This window comes from Novilysobacter selenitireducens (assembly GCF_020026895.1).
GTDB lineage: Bacteria > Pseudomonadota > Gammaproteobacteria > Xanthomonadales > Xanthomonadaceae > Lysobacter_C > Lysobacter_C selenitireducens.
Window position 1 is genome coordinate 1 of sequence record NZ_JAINZW010000011.1, and the last position, 16,309, is coordinate 16,309.

Annotated in this window: 13 protein-coding genes and 1 tRNA gene; all 14 read right to left on the reverse strand. The window is 66.0% G+C overall.

Features of this window, described 5'->3' with window-relative positions:
- The coding region (locus tag K6753_RS14310; RefSeq protein WP_229730253.1) for a GTP-binding protein at nt 1-126 on the reverse strand (126 nt) is incomplete at its 3' end.
- 72 nt (nt 127-198) lie between these two features.
- Nucleotides 199-2,289 (reverse strand): elongation factor G, encoded by a 2,091-nt coding sequence (gene fusA, locus K6753_RS14315; RefSeq protein ID WP_223677152.1) that lies wholly within the window; start codon nt 2,287-2,289, stop codon nt 199-201.
- A gap of 170 nt (nt 2,290-2,459) precedes the next feature.
- Nucleotides 2,460-2,927 carry a 30S ribosomal protein S7 gene (gene rpsG, locus K6753_RS14320; RefSeq protein WP_223677153.1) on the reverse strand — a complete coding sequence of 156 codons (468 nt, stop codon included), beginning with the start codon at nt 2,925-2,927 and terminating at the stop codon, nt 2,460-2,462.
- A 12-nt stretch (nt 2,928-2,939) separates the two neighbouring features.
- Nucleotides 2,940-3,314 (reverse strand): 30S ribosomal protein S12, encoded by a 375-nt coding sequence (gene rpsL / locus K6753_RS14325; RefSeq protein ID WP_223677154.1) that lies wholly within the window; start codon nt 3,312-3,314, stop codon nt 2,940-2,942.
- A gap of 279 nt (nt 3,315-3,593) precedes the next feature.
- Nucleotides 3,594-7,805: a DNA-directed RNA polymerase subunit beta' gene (rpoC, locus tag K6753_RS14330; protein WP_223677155.1), complete on the reverse strand. Its 4,212-nt coding sequence runs from the start codon at nt 7,803-7,805 to the stop codon at nt 3,594-3,596.
- 93 nt (nt 7,806-7,898) lie between these two features.
- Complete coding sequence (gene rpoB / locus K6753_RS14335) at nt 7,899-12,068, reverse strand: DNA-directed RNA polymerase subunit beta (RefSeq protein WP_223677156.1); 4,170 nt, start codon at nt 12,066-12,068, stop codon at nt 7,899-7,901.
- Nucleotides 12,069-12,349: 281 nt separating this feature from the next.
- Nucleotides 12,350-12,724, reverse strand: coding sequence for a 50S ribosomal protein L7/L12 (gene rplL, locus K6753_RS14340; RefSeq protein ID WP_223677157.1), 375 nt, complete (start codon nt 12,722-12,724; stop codon nt 12,350-12,352).
- Nucleotides 12,725-12,793: 69 nt separating this feature from the next.
- Nucleotides 12,794-13,327: a 50S ribosomal protein L10 gene (gene rplJ / locus K6753_RS14345; protein WP_223677158.1), complete on the reverse strand. Its 534-nt coding sequence runs from the start codon at nt 13,325-13,327 to the stop codon at nt 12,794-12,796.
- Nucleotides 13,328-13,737: 410 nt separating this feature from the next.
- Nucleotides 13,738-14,436: a 50S ribosomal protein L1 gene (gene rplA, locus K6753_RS14350; RefSeq protein ID WP_223677159.1), complete on the reverse strand. Its 699-nt coding sequence runs from the start codon at nt 14,434-14,436 to the stop codon at nt 13,738-13,740.
- Between the two features lie 3 nt (nt 14,437-14,439).
- Nucleotides 14,440-14,868: a 50S ribosomal protein L11 gene (gene rplK, locus K6753_RS14355; RefSeq protein WP_223677160.1), complete on the reverse strand. Its 429-nt coding sequence runs from the start codon at nt 14,866-14,868 to the stop codon at nt 14,440-14,442.
- Nucleotides 14,869-14,967: 99 nt separating this feature from the next.
- The gene (gene nusG / locus K6753_RS14360) at nt 14,968-15,540 is read right to left on the reverse strand and encodes a transcription termination/antitermination protein NusG (RefSeq protein ID WP_223677161.1); all 573 of its coding nucleotides are present in this window, start codon (nt 15,538-15,540) and stop codon (nt 14,968-14,970) included.
- 3 nt (nt 15,541-15,543) lie between these two features.
- On the reverse strand, nt 15,544-15,927 hold the full coding sequence (secE, locus tag K6753_RS14365) for a preprotein translocase subunit SecE (RefSeq protein WP_223677162.1): 384 nt from the start codon (nt 15,925-15,927) through the stop codon (nt 15,544-15,546).
- A gap of 40 nt (nt 15,928-15,967) precedes the next feature.
- Nucleotides 15,968-16,043, reverse strand: a tRNA-Trp gene (locus K6753_RS14370).
- A gap of 195 nt (nt 16,044-16,238) precedes the next feature.
- Nucleotides 16,239-16,309: EF-Tu C-terminal domain-related protein (locus K6753_RS14375; protein ID WP_322327148.1), on the reverse strand; the 71-nt coding region annotated here is incomplete at its 5' end.

Sequence of the window (16,309 nt, forward strand, 5' to 3'; positions counted from 1 at the left end):
GCCGCCGAAACGCTCCGCGCCCACCTTCGTCAGCGCCGCCGTCAGCGTCGTCTTGCCGTGGTCAACGTGACCGATCGTGCCGACGTTCACGTGCGGCTTGGTGCGCTCGAACTTACCCTTGGCCATGATGCTCTACCTCTGAACTTGAGTTGGATTTCTTGTAGGGGGTCGGCGGGCGCAGGGCCCGCCGGATATGGATCAGGACTTCTTCATCACCGCTTCGGCGATGTTGGTCGGCGCCTCGGCGTAATGGTCGAATTCCATCGTGAAGGTCGCGCGGCCCTGCGACATGGAGCGCAGGGTGGTGGCGTAGCCGAACATCTCGCCCAGCGGGATCATCGCGTTGATGATCTTGCCCGACGGGCTGTCGTCCTGGCCCTGCAGGATGCCGCGGCGACGGCTCACGTCGCCCATCACGTCGCCCAGGTAGTCCTCCGGGGTGACGATCTCGACCTTCATCATCGGCTCGAGCAGGACCGGGCTGGCCTTCATGAAGCCGTCCTTGAAGCCCATCGAGCCGGCGATCTTGAACGCCATTTCCGAGGAGTCGACCTCGTGGTACGAGCCGTCGACCAGCTTCACCTTGACGTCGACGATCGGGTAGCCGGCCATGATGCCGTTGGCGACCGCTTCCTGGATGCCCTTGTCGACCGCCGGGATGTACTCCTTGGGCACGACGCCGCCGACGATGGCGTTCTCGAACGAGTAGCCGGCGCCGGTCTCGGCGGGCTCGATCTCGAGCCACACGTGGCCGAACTGGCCCTTACCACCGGACTGCCGCACGAACTTGCCTTCGGACTTGACCGCCTTGCGGATGGTCTCGCGGTAGGCGACCTGCGGCTTGCCGACGTTGGCCTCGACGTTGAACTCGCGCTTCATGCGGTCAACGATGATGTCCAGGTGCAGCTCGCCCATGCCGGCGATGATGGTCTGGCCGGACTCTTCATCGGTACGCACGCGGAAGGACGGATCCTCCTGCGCCAGGCGACCCAGCGCAAGGCCCATCTTCTCCTGGTCGGACTTGGTCTTGGGCTCCACCGCCATCGAGATGACGGGCTCCGGGAACACCATGCGCTCCAGCGTGATGACGTGGTCCTGGGCGCACAGCGTGTCGCCGGTGGTCACGTCCTTCAGGCCCACGGCCGCGGCGATGTCGCCGGCGCGGACTTCCTTGATCTCTTCGCGGTTGTTGGAGTGCATCTGCAGGATGCGACCCACGCGCTCCTTGCGCGACTTCACCGGGTTATAGACCTGGTCGCCGGAGTTCAGCGTGCCCGAGTAGACGCGGAAGAACGTCAGCGAGCCCACGAACGGGTCGGTCATGATCTTGAAGGCGAGCGCCGAGAACGGCTCGTTGTCGGACGCCTTGCGGGTGTCTTCCTTCTCGTCCTCGTCGATGCCCTGCACCGGCGGGCGGTCGGCCGGCGACGGCAGCAGCTGGATCACGCCGTCGAGCATGGCCTGCACGCCCTTGTTCTTGAAGGCGGTACCGCAGAACACCGGGATGACCTCGACCTTCAGGGTGCGCTCGCGCAGGCCGGAGATGATCTCGGCCTCCGACAGCTCGCCCTCGTTGAGGTACTTGTCCATCAGCTCTTCGGACGCCTCGGCGGCGGCTTCGATCATGAAGCTGCGGGCCTCGGCGGCCTTGTCGGCCAGCTCGGCGGGAATGTCGCGGTACTCGAAGGTGGTGCCCTGCGAGGCGCTGTCCCAGTGGATCGCCTTCATCTTCAGCAGGTCGACCACGCCCTCGAAGCCGTCCTCGGCGCCGATCGGCACCTGCATTGGCACCGGGTAGGCACCCAGGCGCGACTTCAGCTGCTCGACGACCTTGTCGAAGTTGGCACCGGTACGGTCCATCTTGTTGACGAACGCGAGGCGCGGCACCGAGTACTTGTTGGCCTGACGCCACACGGTCTCGGACTGCGGCTGCACGCCACCCACGGCGCACAGCACGAACACCGCGCCGTCGAGCACGCGCAGCGAACGCTCCACCTCGATGGTGAAGTCGACGTGGCCCGGGGTATCGATGATGTTGAAGCGGTGCTGCGGCAGGGACTTGTCCATGCCCGACCAGAACGCGGTGGTGGCGGCGGACGTGATCGTGATGCCGCGCTCCTGCTCCTGCTCCATCCAGTCCATGGTGGCGGCGCCGTCATGGACTTCGCCAATCTTGTGGCTGACACCCGTGTAGAACAGGATGCGCTCGGACGTGGTGGTCTTGCCGGCATCGATGTGGGCCATGATGCCGAAGTTGCGGTAACGGTCGATGGGAGTGGTGCGAGCCACGGCTGTTCTCGTATTTTTGGGCCCGGTGAAACCAGGGCCGGAAATGGCCGGACGCCGCCTTGCGGCGGCCTCCGATTCGACGTGCGATGCCGGTTGCCGGCATCGCGGGTGGGCGTCAGCGCGCGAAGCGCGGCCGGCACCCGGTGGGCGCCGTCATCGACGCCCCGAACTCACCAGCGGTAGTGCGCGAACGCCTTGTTCGCTTCCGCCATGCGGTGGGTTTCTTCGCGCTTCTTGATCGCGCCGCCACGGCTTTCCGAGGCATCGATCAGCTCGGCAGCCAGCTTGCGCGGCATGCTGTTTTCGCCACGCTTGCGGGCGGACTCGATCAGCCAACGCATTGCCAGCGCCATGCGGCGCGACTGGCGCACTTCGACCGGCACCTGGTACGTGGCACCACCGACGCGGCGCGACTTGACCTCGACGGCCGGGGAGACGTTGCCCAGCGCCTTCTCGACCAGCTCGAGCGCATTGGGATTCTTCTCACCGATGGCGTCCATTGCGCCATAGACGATCTTCTCGGCGACAGACTTCTTGCCGCTCTGCATGACCATGTTGATGAAACGCGCGATCGTCTCGCTGCCGTGCTTGGGATCGGGCAGGACGGAACGCTGCGGGGCGGAGCCTTTACGCGACATGGGTCAGATTCCTCAGGACTTCGGGCGCTTGGCGCCGTACTTCGAACGGGCCTGGCGACGCTTGGTGACGCCGGCGGCGTCGAGCGAACCGCGGACGGTGTGGTAACGCACGCCCGGCAGGTCCTTGACGCGGCCGCCGCGGATCAGCACCACCGAGTGCTCCTGCAGGTTGTGGCCTTCACCGCCGATGTACGAGATGACCTCGTAACCGTTGGTCAGGCGCACCTTGGCCACCTTGCGCAGCGCCGAGTTCGGCTTCTTCGGGGTGGTGGTGTAGACGCGGGTGCAAACGCCGCGTCGCTGCGGGCAGTTCGCCAGCGCCGGGGAGGCACTCTTGTAGGTCGTCGCCTGCCGCGGCTTGCGGACCAGCTGATTGATCGTCGCCATCTGGAACTCTTTGATGAAGGCCGGGCGGTGTGCCATGGGCCTTGTTGAAAAACGAACGGCAAGCCGGATGCATCCGGCCCACCGAGACGGAAAAGTATAGCCCGCGTCAAACGTTGCCGTCAACGCGAGCCAGTCCGGAGCGCAAGGCCGCCACCCTGGGGTGGCGTGCCGCCTCCTGTGATCCCGCCCTGCCCTGGGCCCAACACGAGGCGCTCCCTGCGCCTCATTTGGTGATCTGGGGCTGGGCCCGCCATGCGGCGGGCCCGCCATTACAGCCTGTTACGAAGCGCTCGACTCCTCGCCCGCTTCGGCCTCGGCCTCGGCGGAAACCGGGGCGGCCAGCGCCTCCATCTCCGAGTCGGTCAGGCCCGAGGCGTTCTTGCGCCGCTGCGTGTGGTACGCCAGGCCGGTACCGGCCGGGATCAGGCGACCCACGATCACGTTCTCCTTCAGGCCGCGCAGGCCGTCACGGGTACCGCGCACGGCGGCCTCGGTCAGGACGCGGGTGGTCTCCTGGAAGGAGGCCGCGGAGATGAACGACTCGGTCGCCAGGGATGCCTTGGTGATGCCCAGCAGGACCGGCTCGAACTGCGGCACGATCTCGTTGCGGGCCGACACGCGGGCCAGCTCCTCGACGAAGCGCTGGCGCTCGACCTGCTCGCCATGGAGGAACTTGCTGTCGCCGCCGTCGGTGATCTCGACCTTGCGCAGCATCTGGCGAACGATCACCTCGATGTGCTTGTCGTTGATCTTCACGCCCTGCAGGCGATAGACGTCCTGGATCTCCTTGGTCAGGTAGACCGCCAGCGGCTCCACGCCCAGCAGGCGAAGGATGTCCTGCGGGGTCGGCTCGCCGTCCACCACGGTCTCGCCCTTCTCCACGTGCTCGCCTTCGAACACGATGATCTGGCGGTACTTGGGGATCAGCTCCTCGTGCTCGTTGCCGTCGGTGTCGCGGATGATCAGGCGCTGCTTGCCCTTGGTGTCCTTGCCGAAGCTGACGATGCCCGAGCGCTCGGCCAGGATCGCGGGATCCTTCGGCTTGCGCGCCTCGAACAGGTCGGCCACGCGCGGCAGACCACCGGTGATGTCGCGCGTCTTGGACGCTTCCTGCGGGATCTTGGCGACCACGTCGCCCACGCCCACCGGGGCGCCGTCCTGCAGGTTGACGATCGACTTGGGCGGCAACAGGTACTGCGCCGGCAGGTCGGTGCCCGGGATCGACAGGTCGTTGCCGTTCTTGTCGACGATGCGGACGATCGGACGCAGGTCCTTGGCCTGCGTACCGCGGCGCTTCGGATCGGTGATCTCGCGCGACGCCAGGCCGGTCAGCTCGTCGGTCTTCTCGATCACGGTCACGCCGTCGACGAAGTCGACGAAGCGGATGAAACCGGCGACTTCCGAAACAATCGGGTGGTTATGCGGATCCCAGTTCGCGACCTGTTGGCCGGCCTTGACCGCGCCGCCGTCCTTGATGGCGACGGTGGCACCGTACGGCAGCTTGTAGCGCTCGCGCTCGCGGCCGTGCGTGTCGAGGATCGACAGCTCGCCCGAACGCGACACCGCGACCAGGTGGCCACCGGCGTGCTCGACGTGCTTGAGATTGTTGAACTTGATCGAGCCGGTGGTCTTGACCGTCACGTTGTCGATCGCCGCCGCACGCGAAGCCGCACCACCGATGTGGAACGTACGCATGGTCAGCTGGGTGCCCGGCTCGCCGATCGACTGCGCCGCAACGACGCCGACGGCCTCGCCGTGGTTGACCAGGTGGCCACGGCCCAGGTCGCGGCCATAGCAGTGCGCGCACACGCCGAAGGCGGATTCGCAGGTGATGGTCGACCGCACCTTGATCGACTGGACGCTGGCGTCCTCGAGCTTGGCGACCCACTGCTCGTCGAGCAGCGTGTTGCGGGTGACGATCGGATCCTCGTCCTCGCCCGGCAGGAACACGTCCTCGGCCACCATGCGGCCCAGCACGCGGTCGCGCAGCGGCTCGACGACGTCGCCGCCTTCCACGATCGGGGTCATGGTCAGGCCGGCCATCGTGCCGCAGTCGTCCTCGGTGATCACCACGTCCTGCGCCACATCGACCAGGCGACGGGTCAGGTAACCGGAGTTGGCGGTCTTCAGCGCGGTATCGGCCAGGCCCTTACGGGCACCGTGGGTCGAGATGAAGTACTGCAGGACGTTCAGACCCTCGCGGAAGTTCGCGGTGATCGGCGTCTCGATGATCGAGCCGTCCGGCTTGGCCATCAGGCCACGCATGCCGGCCAGCTGGCGGATCTGCGCCTGCGAACCACGGGCGCCGGAGTCGGCCATGATGTAGATCGAGTTCATCGACTTCTGGGCGACCTTCTTGCCCTCGGCGTCGGTGACTTCGTCGGTGCCGATGGCGTCCATCATCGCCTTGGCCACGCGCTCGTTCGTGCGCGACCAGATGTCGACGACCTTGTTGTAACGCTCACCGGCGGTGACCAGGCCCGACTGGTACTGCTGCTGGATCTCCAGGACCTCGGCCTCGGCCTCGTCCAGGATGCCCTTCTTCTCCAGCGGGATGGTCATGTCGTCGATGCCGATCGACACGCCCGCGCGGGTGGCGTAGGCGAAGCCCGTGTACATCAGCTGGTCGGCGAACACGACCGTGTCCTTCAGGCCCAGCATGCGGTAGCACGAGTTGATCAGGCGGCTGATGTTCTTCTTGGTCAGCTCGACGTTGGCCAGCGCGTACGGCAGGCCTTCCGGCAGGATTTCCTGCAGCAGGGCGCGGCCGACGGTGGTGTCGACGATCGACGTCTTGCGGCTGCGTTCGCCGTCCTCGCCCGTCACCGTCTCGGTGATGCGGACCTTGACCTTGGCGTGCAGTTCGACGACGCGGTTGTCGTAGGCGCGCTTGACCTCGGCGACGTTGGCGAAGGCCATGCCCTCGCCCTTCTTGCCGACCAGCTCGCGGGTCATGTAGTACAGGCCGAGCACGACGTCCTGCGACGGCACGATGATCGGCTCGCCGTTGGCGGGCGACAGGATGTTGTTGGACGCCATCATCAGCGCACGCGCTTCCAGCTGGGCTTCCAGCGAGAGCGGCACGTGGACGGCCATCTGGTCACCGTCGAAGTCGGCGTTGAACGCGGTGCAGACCAGCGGGTGCAGCTGGATGGCCTTGCCCTCGATCAGTACCGGCTCGAACGCCTGGATGCCCAGGCGGTGCAGCGTCGGGGCGCGGTTCAGCAGCACCGGGTGCTCGCGGATGACCTCCTCGAGGATGTCCCAGACTTCCGCCTCTTCGCGCTCGACCAGCTTCTTGGCGGCCTTGATCGTCGTGGCCAGGCCACGGCGCTGCAGCTTGGCGAAGATGAAGGGCTTGAACAGCTCCAGCGCCATCTTCTTCGGCAGGCCGCACTGGTGCAGCTTCAGGTACGGGCCGACCACGATGACCGAACGGCCCGAGTAGTCCACGCGCTTGCCGAGCAGGTTCTGGCGGAACCGGCCCTGCTTGCCCTTGATCATGTCGGCCAGCGACTTGAGCGGGCGCTTGTTGGTGCCGGTGATGGCACGGCCACGACGGCCGTTGTCCATCAGCGCGTCCACCGACTCCTGCAGCATGCGCTTCTCGTTGCGCACGATGATGTCGGGCGCGTTGAGCTCCAGCAGGCGGCGCAGGCGGTTGTTGCGGTTGATGACGCGGCGGTACAGGTCGTTGAGATCCGACGTCGCGAAGCGGCCACCGTCCAGCGGCACCAGCGGACGCAGGTCCGGCGGCAGCACCGGCAGCACGGTCATGACCATCCATTCCGGACGGTTGCCCGACTCCAGGAAGGCCTCGACCAGCTTGATGCGCTTGGTGAGGCGCTTGAGCTTGGTCTCCGAACCGGTGGCAGCGATGTCTTCCTTCAGCTGCACCATCTCGGCCTGCAGGTCAATCGTGCGCAGCAGGTCGTAGACCGCCTCGGCGCCCATCGCGGCCTCGAAGTCGTCACCGTGCTCCTGGCGCGCCTGCATGAACTGCTCTTCGTTGAGCAGCTGGCCGCGCTCGAGCGGGGACAGGCCCGGTTCGGTCACGACGAACGCTTCGAAGTACAGGATCCGCTCGATGTCGCGCAGGGTCATGTCCAGCATCAGGCCGATGCGGCTGGGCAGCGACTTGAGGAACCAGATGTGCGCGACCGGCGATGCCAGGTCGATGTGGCCCATGCGCTCGCGACGCACCTTGGCCAGCGTGACCTCGGTGCCGCACTTCTCGCAGACCACGCCGCGGTGCTTCATGCGCTTGTACTTGCCGCACAGGCACTCGTAGTCCTTGATCGGCCCAAAGATGGCCGCGCAGAACAGGCCGTCGCGCTCGGGCTTGAAGGTGCGGTAGTTGATGGTCTCGGGCTTCTTGACCTCGCCGAAGGACCACGAACGGATCAGGTCCGGCGACGCCAGCGCGATCTTGATCGCGTCGAAGTCGAGCACGGGACGCTGCTGGTTGAACAGGTTGAGCAGGTCTTTCATTTTCTTTCTCCGTAGAGGAGTAAATCGTCGAAGGGCTGGCTAACGGGGATGCGGGCCGGGGCGCGCGAGTAGTGCGGCGCCCCCGGCTCGACCTCAGTTCTCTTCCAGCTCCATGTTGATCGCGAGCGAGCGGATTTCCTTCACAAGCACGTTGAAGGACTCCGGCATGCCGGCGACCATCTCGTACTCGCCGTCGACGATGTTCTTGTACATCTGGTTGCGGCCCTGCACGTCGTCGGACTTCACCGTCAGCATTTCCTGCAGGGTGTAGGCCGCGCCGTATGCCTCCAGCGCCCAGACTTCCATCTCACCGAAGCGCTGGCCACCGAACTGCGCCTTGCCGCCCAGCGGCTGCTGGGTGACGAGCGAGTACGGACCGGTCGAACGCGCGTGCATCTTGTCGTCGACCAGGTGGTTCAGCTTCAGCATGTGCATGTAGCCGATGGTGACCGGGCGGTCGAACGCCTCACCGGTGCGACCGTCGTGCAGCACGGTCTGGCCACTGGAGGGCAGTTCGGCGAGCTCGAGCATGCGCTTGATCTCGGTCTCCGCCGCGCCGTCGAACACCGGCGTCGCCATCGGCACGCCGTCGACCAGGTTGCGGGCCAGCGTGAGGAGTTCCTCGTCGCTGAACTGCTTGAGGTCGACGCGCTCGCCATGCAGCTTGCTGTCGTGGTTGTAGATGTCGTCCAGGAACTTGCGCAGGTCCGCGAGCTTCTGCTGTGCCTCGAGCATGCGCTGGATCTTCTGGCCCAGGCCCTTGGCGGCCCAGCCCAGGTGAACCTCGAGGATCTGGCCGATGTTCATGCGGCTCGGCACGCCCAGCGGGTTGAGAACGATGTCGACGGTCTCGCCGCTGGCGCTGTAGGGCATGTCCTCGACCGGAACGATCGTGGACACCACGCCCTTGTTGCCGTGGCGGCCGGCCATCTTGTCGCCCGGCTGGATGCGGCGCTTCACCGCCAGGAACACCTTGACCATCTTCAGCACGCCCGGGGCGAGGTCGTCGCCCTGGGTGATCTTGGCGCGCTTGTCGGCGAAGCGCTTCTCGAATTCCTTCTCGTGGACTTCGATCTGCTTCTGCGCGCGCTCGATGGCCTCCACGGCCTCCTCGTCCTTCATGCGCAGGCCGAACCAGTCGGACTTCTTCAGGCCGTCCAGCACCAGGCTGGTGACGGTCTCGCCCTTCTTCACGCCCGGGCCGCCGTTGGCGACCTTGCCGATCAGCTGGCTGCGCAGGCGCGCGTAGATGGCCGACTCCAGGATGCGGAACTGGTCGTCGAAGTCCTTCTTGACTCGCTTGATCTCGGACTCCTCGATCTGGCGCGCACGCTTGTCCTTCTCGATGCCGTCGCGGGTGAAGACCTGCACGTCGATGACGGTGCCATCCATGCCCGGCGGCACCCGCAGCGAGCTGTCCTTAACGTCGGACGCCTTCTCGCCGAAGATCGCGCGCAGCAACTTCTCTTCCGGGGTCAGCTGGCTTTCGCCCTTGGGCGTGACCTTGCCGACCAGGATGTCGCCGGCGCGCACTTCCGCACCGATGTACACCACGCCGGATTCGTCCAGTCGGTTGAGCGCGTTCTCCGAGACGTTCGGGATGTCGGCGGAGATCTCCTCCGGCCCGAGCTTGGTGTCGCGGGCGACGGCGGTCAGCTCCTCGATGTGGATCGTGGTGTAGCGATCCTCCTCGACCACGCGCTCGGACAGCAGGATCGAGTCCTCGAAGTTGTAGCCGTTCCACGGCATGAACGCGACCAGCATGTTCTGGCCCAGTGCCAGCTCGCCAATGTCGGTCGAGGGGCCGTCGGCCAGGACGTCGCCACGCGCGATCACGTCGCCGACCTTCACCAGCGGGGTCTGGTTGATGCAGGTGTTCTGGTTGGAACGCGTGTACTTGATCAGGTTGTAGATGTCGACGCCGGCATCGGTCTCGCCGGAGATCTCGTCCTCGTTGGCCTTGACCACGATACGGGCCGCGTCGATCTGCTCGATCGTGCCGCCGCGCAACGCGTTGACCGTCACGCCCGAGTCGCGCGCCACGGCGCGCTCGATGCCCGTACCGACCAGCGGCTTCTGGGCACGCAGCGTCGGCACCGCCTGGCGCTGCATGTTGGCGCCCATCAGCGCGCGGTTGGCGTCGTCGTGCTCCAGGAACGGCACCAGCGCTGCGGCGACCGACACGGTCTGCATCGGCGAGACGTCCATGAAGTCGACTTCCGCCGGCGGCTTGAGCAGCGACTCGCCCTGGAAGCGGCAGGCCACGAACTGCGCGGTCAGCTTGCCCTTGTCGTCCTGGGCGGCGTTGGCCTGGGCGATGACGTACTCGTTCTCCTCGATCGCCGACAGGTACTCGACGTCGTCGGTGACCTTCCCGTCCACGACCTTGCGGTACGGCGTCTCGAGGAAGCCGTACTGGTTGGTGCGGGCGAACACGGCCAGCGAGTTGATCAGGCCGATGTTCGGGCCTTCCGGCGTCTCGATGGTGCAGACGCGGCCGTAGTGGGTCGGGTGCACGTCACGCACTTCGAAGCCCGCGCGCTCGCGGGTCAGGCCGCCCGGGCCAAGGGCCGACACGCGGCGCTTGTGGGTGACTTCCGACAGCGGGTTGTTCTGGTCCATGAACTGCGACAGCTGCGAGGAGCCGAAGAACTCCTTGATTGCAGCGGCCACCGGCTTGGCGTTGATCAGCTCCTGCGGGGTGAGCCCTTCGGACTCGGCCATCGACAGGCGCTCCTTGACGGCGCGCTCGACGCGGACCAGGCCCACGCGGAAGGTGTTCTCGGCCATTTCGCCGACCGAACGCACGCGGCGGTTGCCCAGGTGGTCGATGTCGTCGACCGTGCCGCGACCGTTGCGGATCTCGGTCAGGACCTTAAGCACGTCCAGGATGTCGGAGCCGGCGCCGCACTCCTCGCGCAGGCGCTTGGATTCCTCGTCCTTGCGCTCGGCGAAGTACTTGGCGTCGTACAGCACCGACGCGCCGGTGGTTTCCTTGCGGCCGATGCGGCGGTTGAACTTCATCCGGCCGACGCCCGACAGGTCGTAGCGGTCGAAGGTGAAGAACAGGTTGTGGAACAGGTTCTGCGCGGCGTCCTTGGTCGGCGGCTCGCCCGGACGCATCATCCGGTAGATCTCGACCAGCGCCTCGAGCTGGGTCTTGCTCGGGTCGATGCGCAGGGTGTTGGAGATGAACGGGCCGCGGTCCAGGTCGTTGACCCAGATGGTGCCCACCACCTCGATGCCGGCCTTGCGGAAGGCTTCCAGCTGCTCCTCGGTGATCTCGTCGTTGGCCGCGGCGATCAGCTCGCCGGTGTTGGCGTCGACGACGTCGTGCGACAGGATGCGGCCGACCAGGTAGCTGTCGGGCACGGCCAGCGCCTCGATGCCGGAGGCCTCGAGCTGCTTGACGTGGCGCGCGGTGATGCGGCGGCCGGCCTCGACAATGACCTTGTCGCCATCGGCCAGGTCGAAGTCCAGGGTCTCGCCACGCAGGCGCTCGGGCACCAGCTCCAGCTGCACGCCTTCCTTGGGGTCGATGTGGAAGGTGTTGACCTCGAAGAACTCGGCCAGCATCTCTTCGTTGTTGTAGCCCAGTGCGCGCAGCAGCACGGTGACCGGCAGCTTGCGGCGGCGGTCGATACGCGTGAACAGGCCGTCCTTCGGGTCGAACTCGAAGTCCAGCCAGGAGCCGCGGTAGGGGATGATGCGGGCGCTGTAGAGCAGCTTGCCGGAGCTGTGCGTCTTGCCGCGGTCGTGGTCGAAGAACACGCCCGGGCTGCGGTGCAGCTGGCTGACGATGACGCGCTCGGTGCCGTTGACGATGAAGGTGCCGTTGTCGGTCATGAGCGGGATCTCGCCCATGTAGACCTCCTGCTCCTTCACGTACTTGATGGCCTTGGTCGACGACTCGCGGTCGTAGATCACCAGGCGCACGGTCACGCGCAGGGGGGCGCCGTAGCTCAGGCCACGGTTGCGGCACTCGCGCTCGTCGAACGCGGGCTCACCCAGCTTGTAGCCCACGTACTCCAGCGCGGCGTTGCCGCTGTAGCTGCTGATCGGGAACACCGACTTGAGCGCGGCATGCAGGCCGCGGTCGGCGCGCTTGGACGGCTCGACGTCTTCCTGCAGGAAGGCGCGATAGGAGTCCACCTGGATCGCCAGGAGGAAGGGGACCTCCAGGATCGACTTGCGCTTGCCGAAATCCTTGCGGACGCGCTTCTTTTCGGTGAACGAGTATTGGGTCGTGGAAGCTGTGGTCATGGGGCTACCGCCTCGGTTACATGTGGGCCCGCCGCCAAGCGGCGGTGCGCGGTGGTCGGTCCGCGCGGCCCTGGGGGATCGGAGTGCGATCCGGGGGAATCGTCAGTTGGAAGTCGCTGGTATTGCCGGCACCAGCACGCCCTCTCCTGCTACTTCCAACTACCAACTCGGTGTCGATTTTCGGGTGTTGCTTCTAGCTTCGAACTACAACGGCCAAAGGCCGGGGGCTTTCGCCCCCAGCCTTCGTGGTCGCCAATGACGCCCGGCGACGCAAGTACGGCTTACTTCAGCTCGGCGGTCGCGCCAGCGGCCTCGAGGTCCTTCTTCAGCTTCTCGGCCTCTTCCTTCGAGACGCCTTCCTTCACGTCCTTCGGGGCGCCTTCCACCAGATCCTTGGCTTCCTTCAGGCCCAGGCCGGTGATGGCACGGACGGCCTTGATGACTTCGACCTTCTTCTCGCCGGCGGCCTTCAGCACGACGGTGAACTCGGTCTGCTCCTCGGCAGCCGGGCCGGCAGCGGCCGGGCCGGCAGCGGCCATGACCGGAGCGGCGGCGGAGACGCCGAACTTCTCTTCGATGGCCTTGACCAGCTCCATCACTTCCATCAGGGACTTCTCGGCGATTGCGTCGACGATCTGCTCGTTGGACAGGGACATGTTGATTTACCTCTGGAAATTGATCTTACGAATGGGGTTCGGAAAGCACCCGCCGGAGCGGGCCGGCCGTCAGGCCGTTTCCGCCGTCGCTTCGGCGGCGGGGGCTTCTTCGCCACCGCCCTGCTTGTCGGCCACGGCCTTGACCGCACGCGCGAACATCGCGGCCGGCTCGGACAGCACGCGGGCGAGCATCGCCAGCGCCTGGTCACGGGTCGGCAGCGAAGCCAGCACATCGACGTGGCTGGCCGGATACAGCTGGCCTCCCAACGCGACGACCTTGGCCTGCAGCTTGTCGTTGCCCTTGGCGAATTCCTTGATCAGGCGACCGGCAGCGCCGGGCTCCTCGGTCGAGAACGCATACAGCAGCGGACCGACGAGCACGTCCTTGACGCACTCGTATTCGGTGCCGGCGACCGCACGCGAAGCCAAGGTGTTCTTGACCACGCGCAGGTAGACGCCGGTTTCGCGAGCCTTCTTGCGCATCTCGGTCATCTGGCTGACCGTGACGCCTGCGTACTCTGCGGCGATCAAGGAGTGGGCCTTCGAGGCAACTTCGGCCACTTCGGCGACGACTTCTTGCTTCTGGGACAGATTAAGAGCCATTGCACTCCTCCAATTGAAACTCCGCCCGCGGCTCCTGCCGCCGGCGGTCCTGGGCGACGCCATCCCTTGGCATCGGGGACGCTCTCGCGTCCCGGTGGCGGCCCTTCCAGAGATTTCCAGAGGGGGCGGCACCATCTACGCAGGCCCTGGTCCCGAGGGACCGGATTAAGCGCTCCCGCCTGCGATGACGACGACTCCATGCCGTATCGAGCTTCCGTGCCCGTCGTCACTGCGCGCAGACCGCGCCTGCGGTCTTTGACGGCGATCGCGCGGGGATGGACTCCGTTGCGATGCCCTCAAAATTTGTTGCGGATGGCGACTTCTCGGATCGCCATCCTCCTGGTTCGTCATTCCCGCGCAGGCGGGAATCCAGTGGCTTTCGCCACGCGCAGTGCGCGTGGGTCAAATCGTCACTTCAGCGCCAGGCTCGACTGGTCCACGGCCACGCCCGGACCCATGGTCGAGCTGACCGACACCTTCTGCAGGTACTGGCCCTTGGCGGTCGCCGGCTTGGCCTTGATCAGGTCGGCCAGCAGCGCCTCGAGGTTGCCCTTCAGCGAGGCGTCGTCGAAGTCGGCCTTGCCGATGGTGCAGTGGATGATGCCGGCCTTGTCGGTGCGGTAGCGGACCTGGCCGCCCTTGGCGTTCTTGACGGCCTCGCCCGGGTTCGGCGAAACGGTGCCGACCTTCGGGTTGGGCATCAGGCCGCGCGGGCCGAGCACGGTGCCGAGCTTGCCGACGACGCGCATGGCGTCCGGGGTGGCAATCACGACGTCGTAGTTCAGGTCGCCGCCCTGCATCTTTTCGGCCAGGTCGTCCATGCCGACGGCGTCGGCGCCAGCGGCCAGGGCCTCCTCGGCCTTGGCACCGGCCGGGCAGAACACCGCCACGCGGACGGTCTTGCCGGTACCGGCCGGCAGCACGGTCGAACCGCGCACCTGCTGATCGGACTTCTTGGCATCCACGCCCAGGCGCACGGCGACGTCGACGGACTCGACGAACTTGGCCTTGGTGGCGGTCTTCACAATCTTGATGGCGTCGTCGAAGGCATACGCCTTGCCCGGCACCACGGCGGCCTTGATGGCCTTCTCACGCTTGGTCATCGCCATGTCTTAACCCTCCACCACCAGACCCATGGAACGGGCCGAGCCCGCAATCGTGCGCACCGCCGCTTCCAGGTCGGCCGCCGTCAGGTCGGGTTCCTTCGACTTGGCGATCTCCTCGAGCTGGGCGCGGGTGACCTTGCCCACCTTGTCGGTGTTCGGGCGTTTGGAGCCGGAGGTGATGCCCACGGCCTTCTTCAGCAGGATCGACGCCGGCGGCGTCTTGGTGATGAAGGTGAACGTGCGATCCGAGTACGCGGTGATCACGGTCGGGATCGGCAGGCCCGGCTCCAGCTTGGAGGTCGCGGCATTGAACGCCTTGCAGAACTCCATGATGTTCAGGCCGCGCTGGCCGAGGGCGGGGCCCACCGGCGGCGACGGGTTGGCCTGGCCGGCCTTCACCTGCAGCTTGATGTAACCGATAACTTTCTTAGCCATTGCTTTGCTCCTGCGAGTCCAGTCGCCTGCACGCCATCGGCTGCGGGGCTCCTCGCGTTGTTGCCCGGGCGAACCACTCGCCCCGGCGAATCAGCCGGGTCAGGCCTTCTCGACCTGCCCGAATTCCAGCTCGACCGGGGTCGAGCGGCCGAAGATCAGCACTGCGACGCGCAGGCGGCTCTTCTCGTAATTGATTTCCTCGACCACGCCGTTGAAGTCGTTGAACGGCCCGTCGATGACGCGGACCATCTCGCCGGCCTCGAACAGCACCTTCGGCTTGGGCTTCTCCACGCCTTCCTGCACGCGGTTGAGGATGGCGTCGGCCTCGTGGTCGGCGATCGGCAGCGGACGGTCGGCGGTGCCGCCGATGAAGCCCATCACCTTCGGCGTCTCCTTGATCAGGTGCCAGCTCTCGCTGTCGATCCGGGGGATGCCGCTCTCGTCGTGGGTGGCGATCTGCACCAGCACGTAGCCGGGGAAGAACTTGCGCTCACTGCGGCGCTTCTGCCCCGAGCGCATCTCCACGACTTCTTCTGTCGGGACCAGGACGTCGCCGAAGCGGTCCTGCATCTCGGCACGGACGATGCGGTCACGCAGCGCCTGGGCCACCGTCTTCTCGAAGCCCGAGTAGGCGTGGACCACGTACCAGCGCTTGTTTTCGTTATCGCTCATGCCTCAGCGCCCCAGGAACAACTTGATGAAAAACTGGATGACCGTGTCGAACCCGGCCAGGATCAGGCTCAGCACCAGCACCGCGATCATCACCACCCACGTGGTGCGCAGCGCCTCCTGGCGGGTCGGCCATACGACCTTGCGCAGCTCGAAGCGCGCCTCCGACAGGAACTCGCGGGTCTCTTCGCCCTTGTGGCTGGTGAAGAAAACCAGTGCGCCGGCAACCAGGCCGCCGGCCACCAGCAGAGCACGCAGCGCGCCCGGCCACTGCTCGAACCAGGTGTAGCCGAAGACGCCAGCCGCGACCAGCGCGATGGCCAGCACGTACTTGACGACGTCACCAGCGCTGCTGCTGCTGGACTTGGGTTGTTCGACCTTGGTGTTCATCCGGCTCGTCGTGCGCCCGCCGGAGCGGTTGCATCATCAGTGGCACGCCAGGAGGGACTCGAACCCCCAACCTGCGGTTTTGGAGACCGCTGCTCTGCCAATTGAGCTACTGGCGTACTGTTTTTTACGGGTTTTCCTTAGACGGCAACGGCGAGCCGTTGCCGACTCGCCTGGGTGTCACCGTTGCGGTAGCTGGATCTTCCGGCGGCTTGAGGCTGATCGAACCTCGAGACACTGGACCCCGATAAAACCACCCGGGGATGACGACCTGACAACACCGTGCGCGCCAGCGGCGCGCACGGGTCACGGCGTCACTTGATGATCTTGCTCACCACGCCGGCGCCGACGGTGCGGCCGCCTTCGCGGATCGCGAAACGCAGGC

Excerpts from the sequence above, each read along its gene's own strand:
- rpsG (WP_223677153.1), bottom strand. The coding sequence starts at position 2,927 with ATGTCGCGTAAAGGCTCCGCCCCGCAGCGTTCCGTCCTGCCCGATCCC.
- rpsL (WP_223677154.1), bottom strand. The coding sequence starts at position 3,314 with ATGGCGACGATCAATCAGCTGGTCCGCAAGCCGCGGCAGGCGACGACC.
- rpoC (WP_223677155.1), bottom strand. The coding sequence starts at position 7,805 with ATGAAAGACCTGCTCAACCTGTTCAACCAGCAGCGTCCCGTGCTCGAC.
- rpoB (WP_223677156.1), bottom strand. The coding sequence starts at position 12,068 with ATGACCACAGCTTCCACGACCCAATACTCGTTCACCGAAAAGAAGCGC.
- rplL (WP_223677157.1), bottom strand. The coding sequence starts at position 12,724 with ATGTCCCTGTCCAACGAGCAGATCGTCGACGCAATCGCCGAGAAGTCC.
- rplJ (WP_223677158.1), bottom strand. The coding sequence starts at position 13,327 with ATGGCTCTTAATCTGTCCCAGAAGCAAGAAGTCGTCGCCGAAGTGGCC.
- rplA (WP_223677159.1), bottom strand. The coding sequence starts at position 14,436 with ATGGCGATGACCAAGCGTGAGAAGGCCATCAAGGCCGCCGTGGTGCCG.
- rplK (WP_223677160.1), bottom strand. The coding sequence starts at position 14,868 with ATGGCTAAGAAAGTTATCGGTTACATCAAGCTGCAGGTGAAGGCCGGC.
- nusG (WP_223677161.1), bottom strand. The coding sequence starts at position 15,540 with ATGAGCGATAACGAAAACAAGCGCTGGTACGTGGTCCACGCCTACTCG.
- secE (WP_223677162.1), bottom strand. The coding sequence starts at position 15,927 with ATGAACACCAAGGTCGAACAACCCAAGTCCAGCAGCAGCAGCGCTGGT.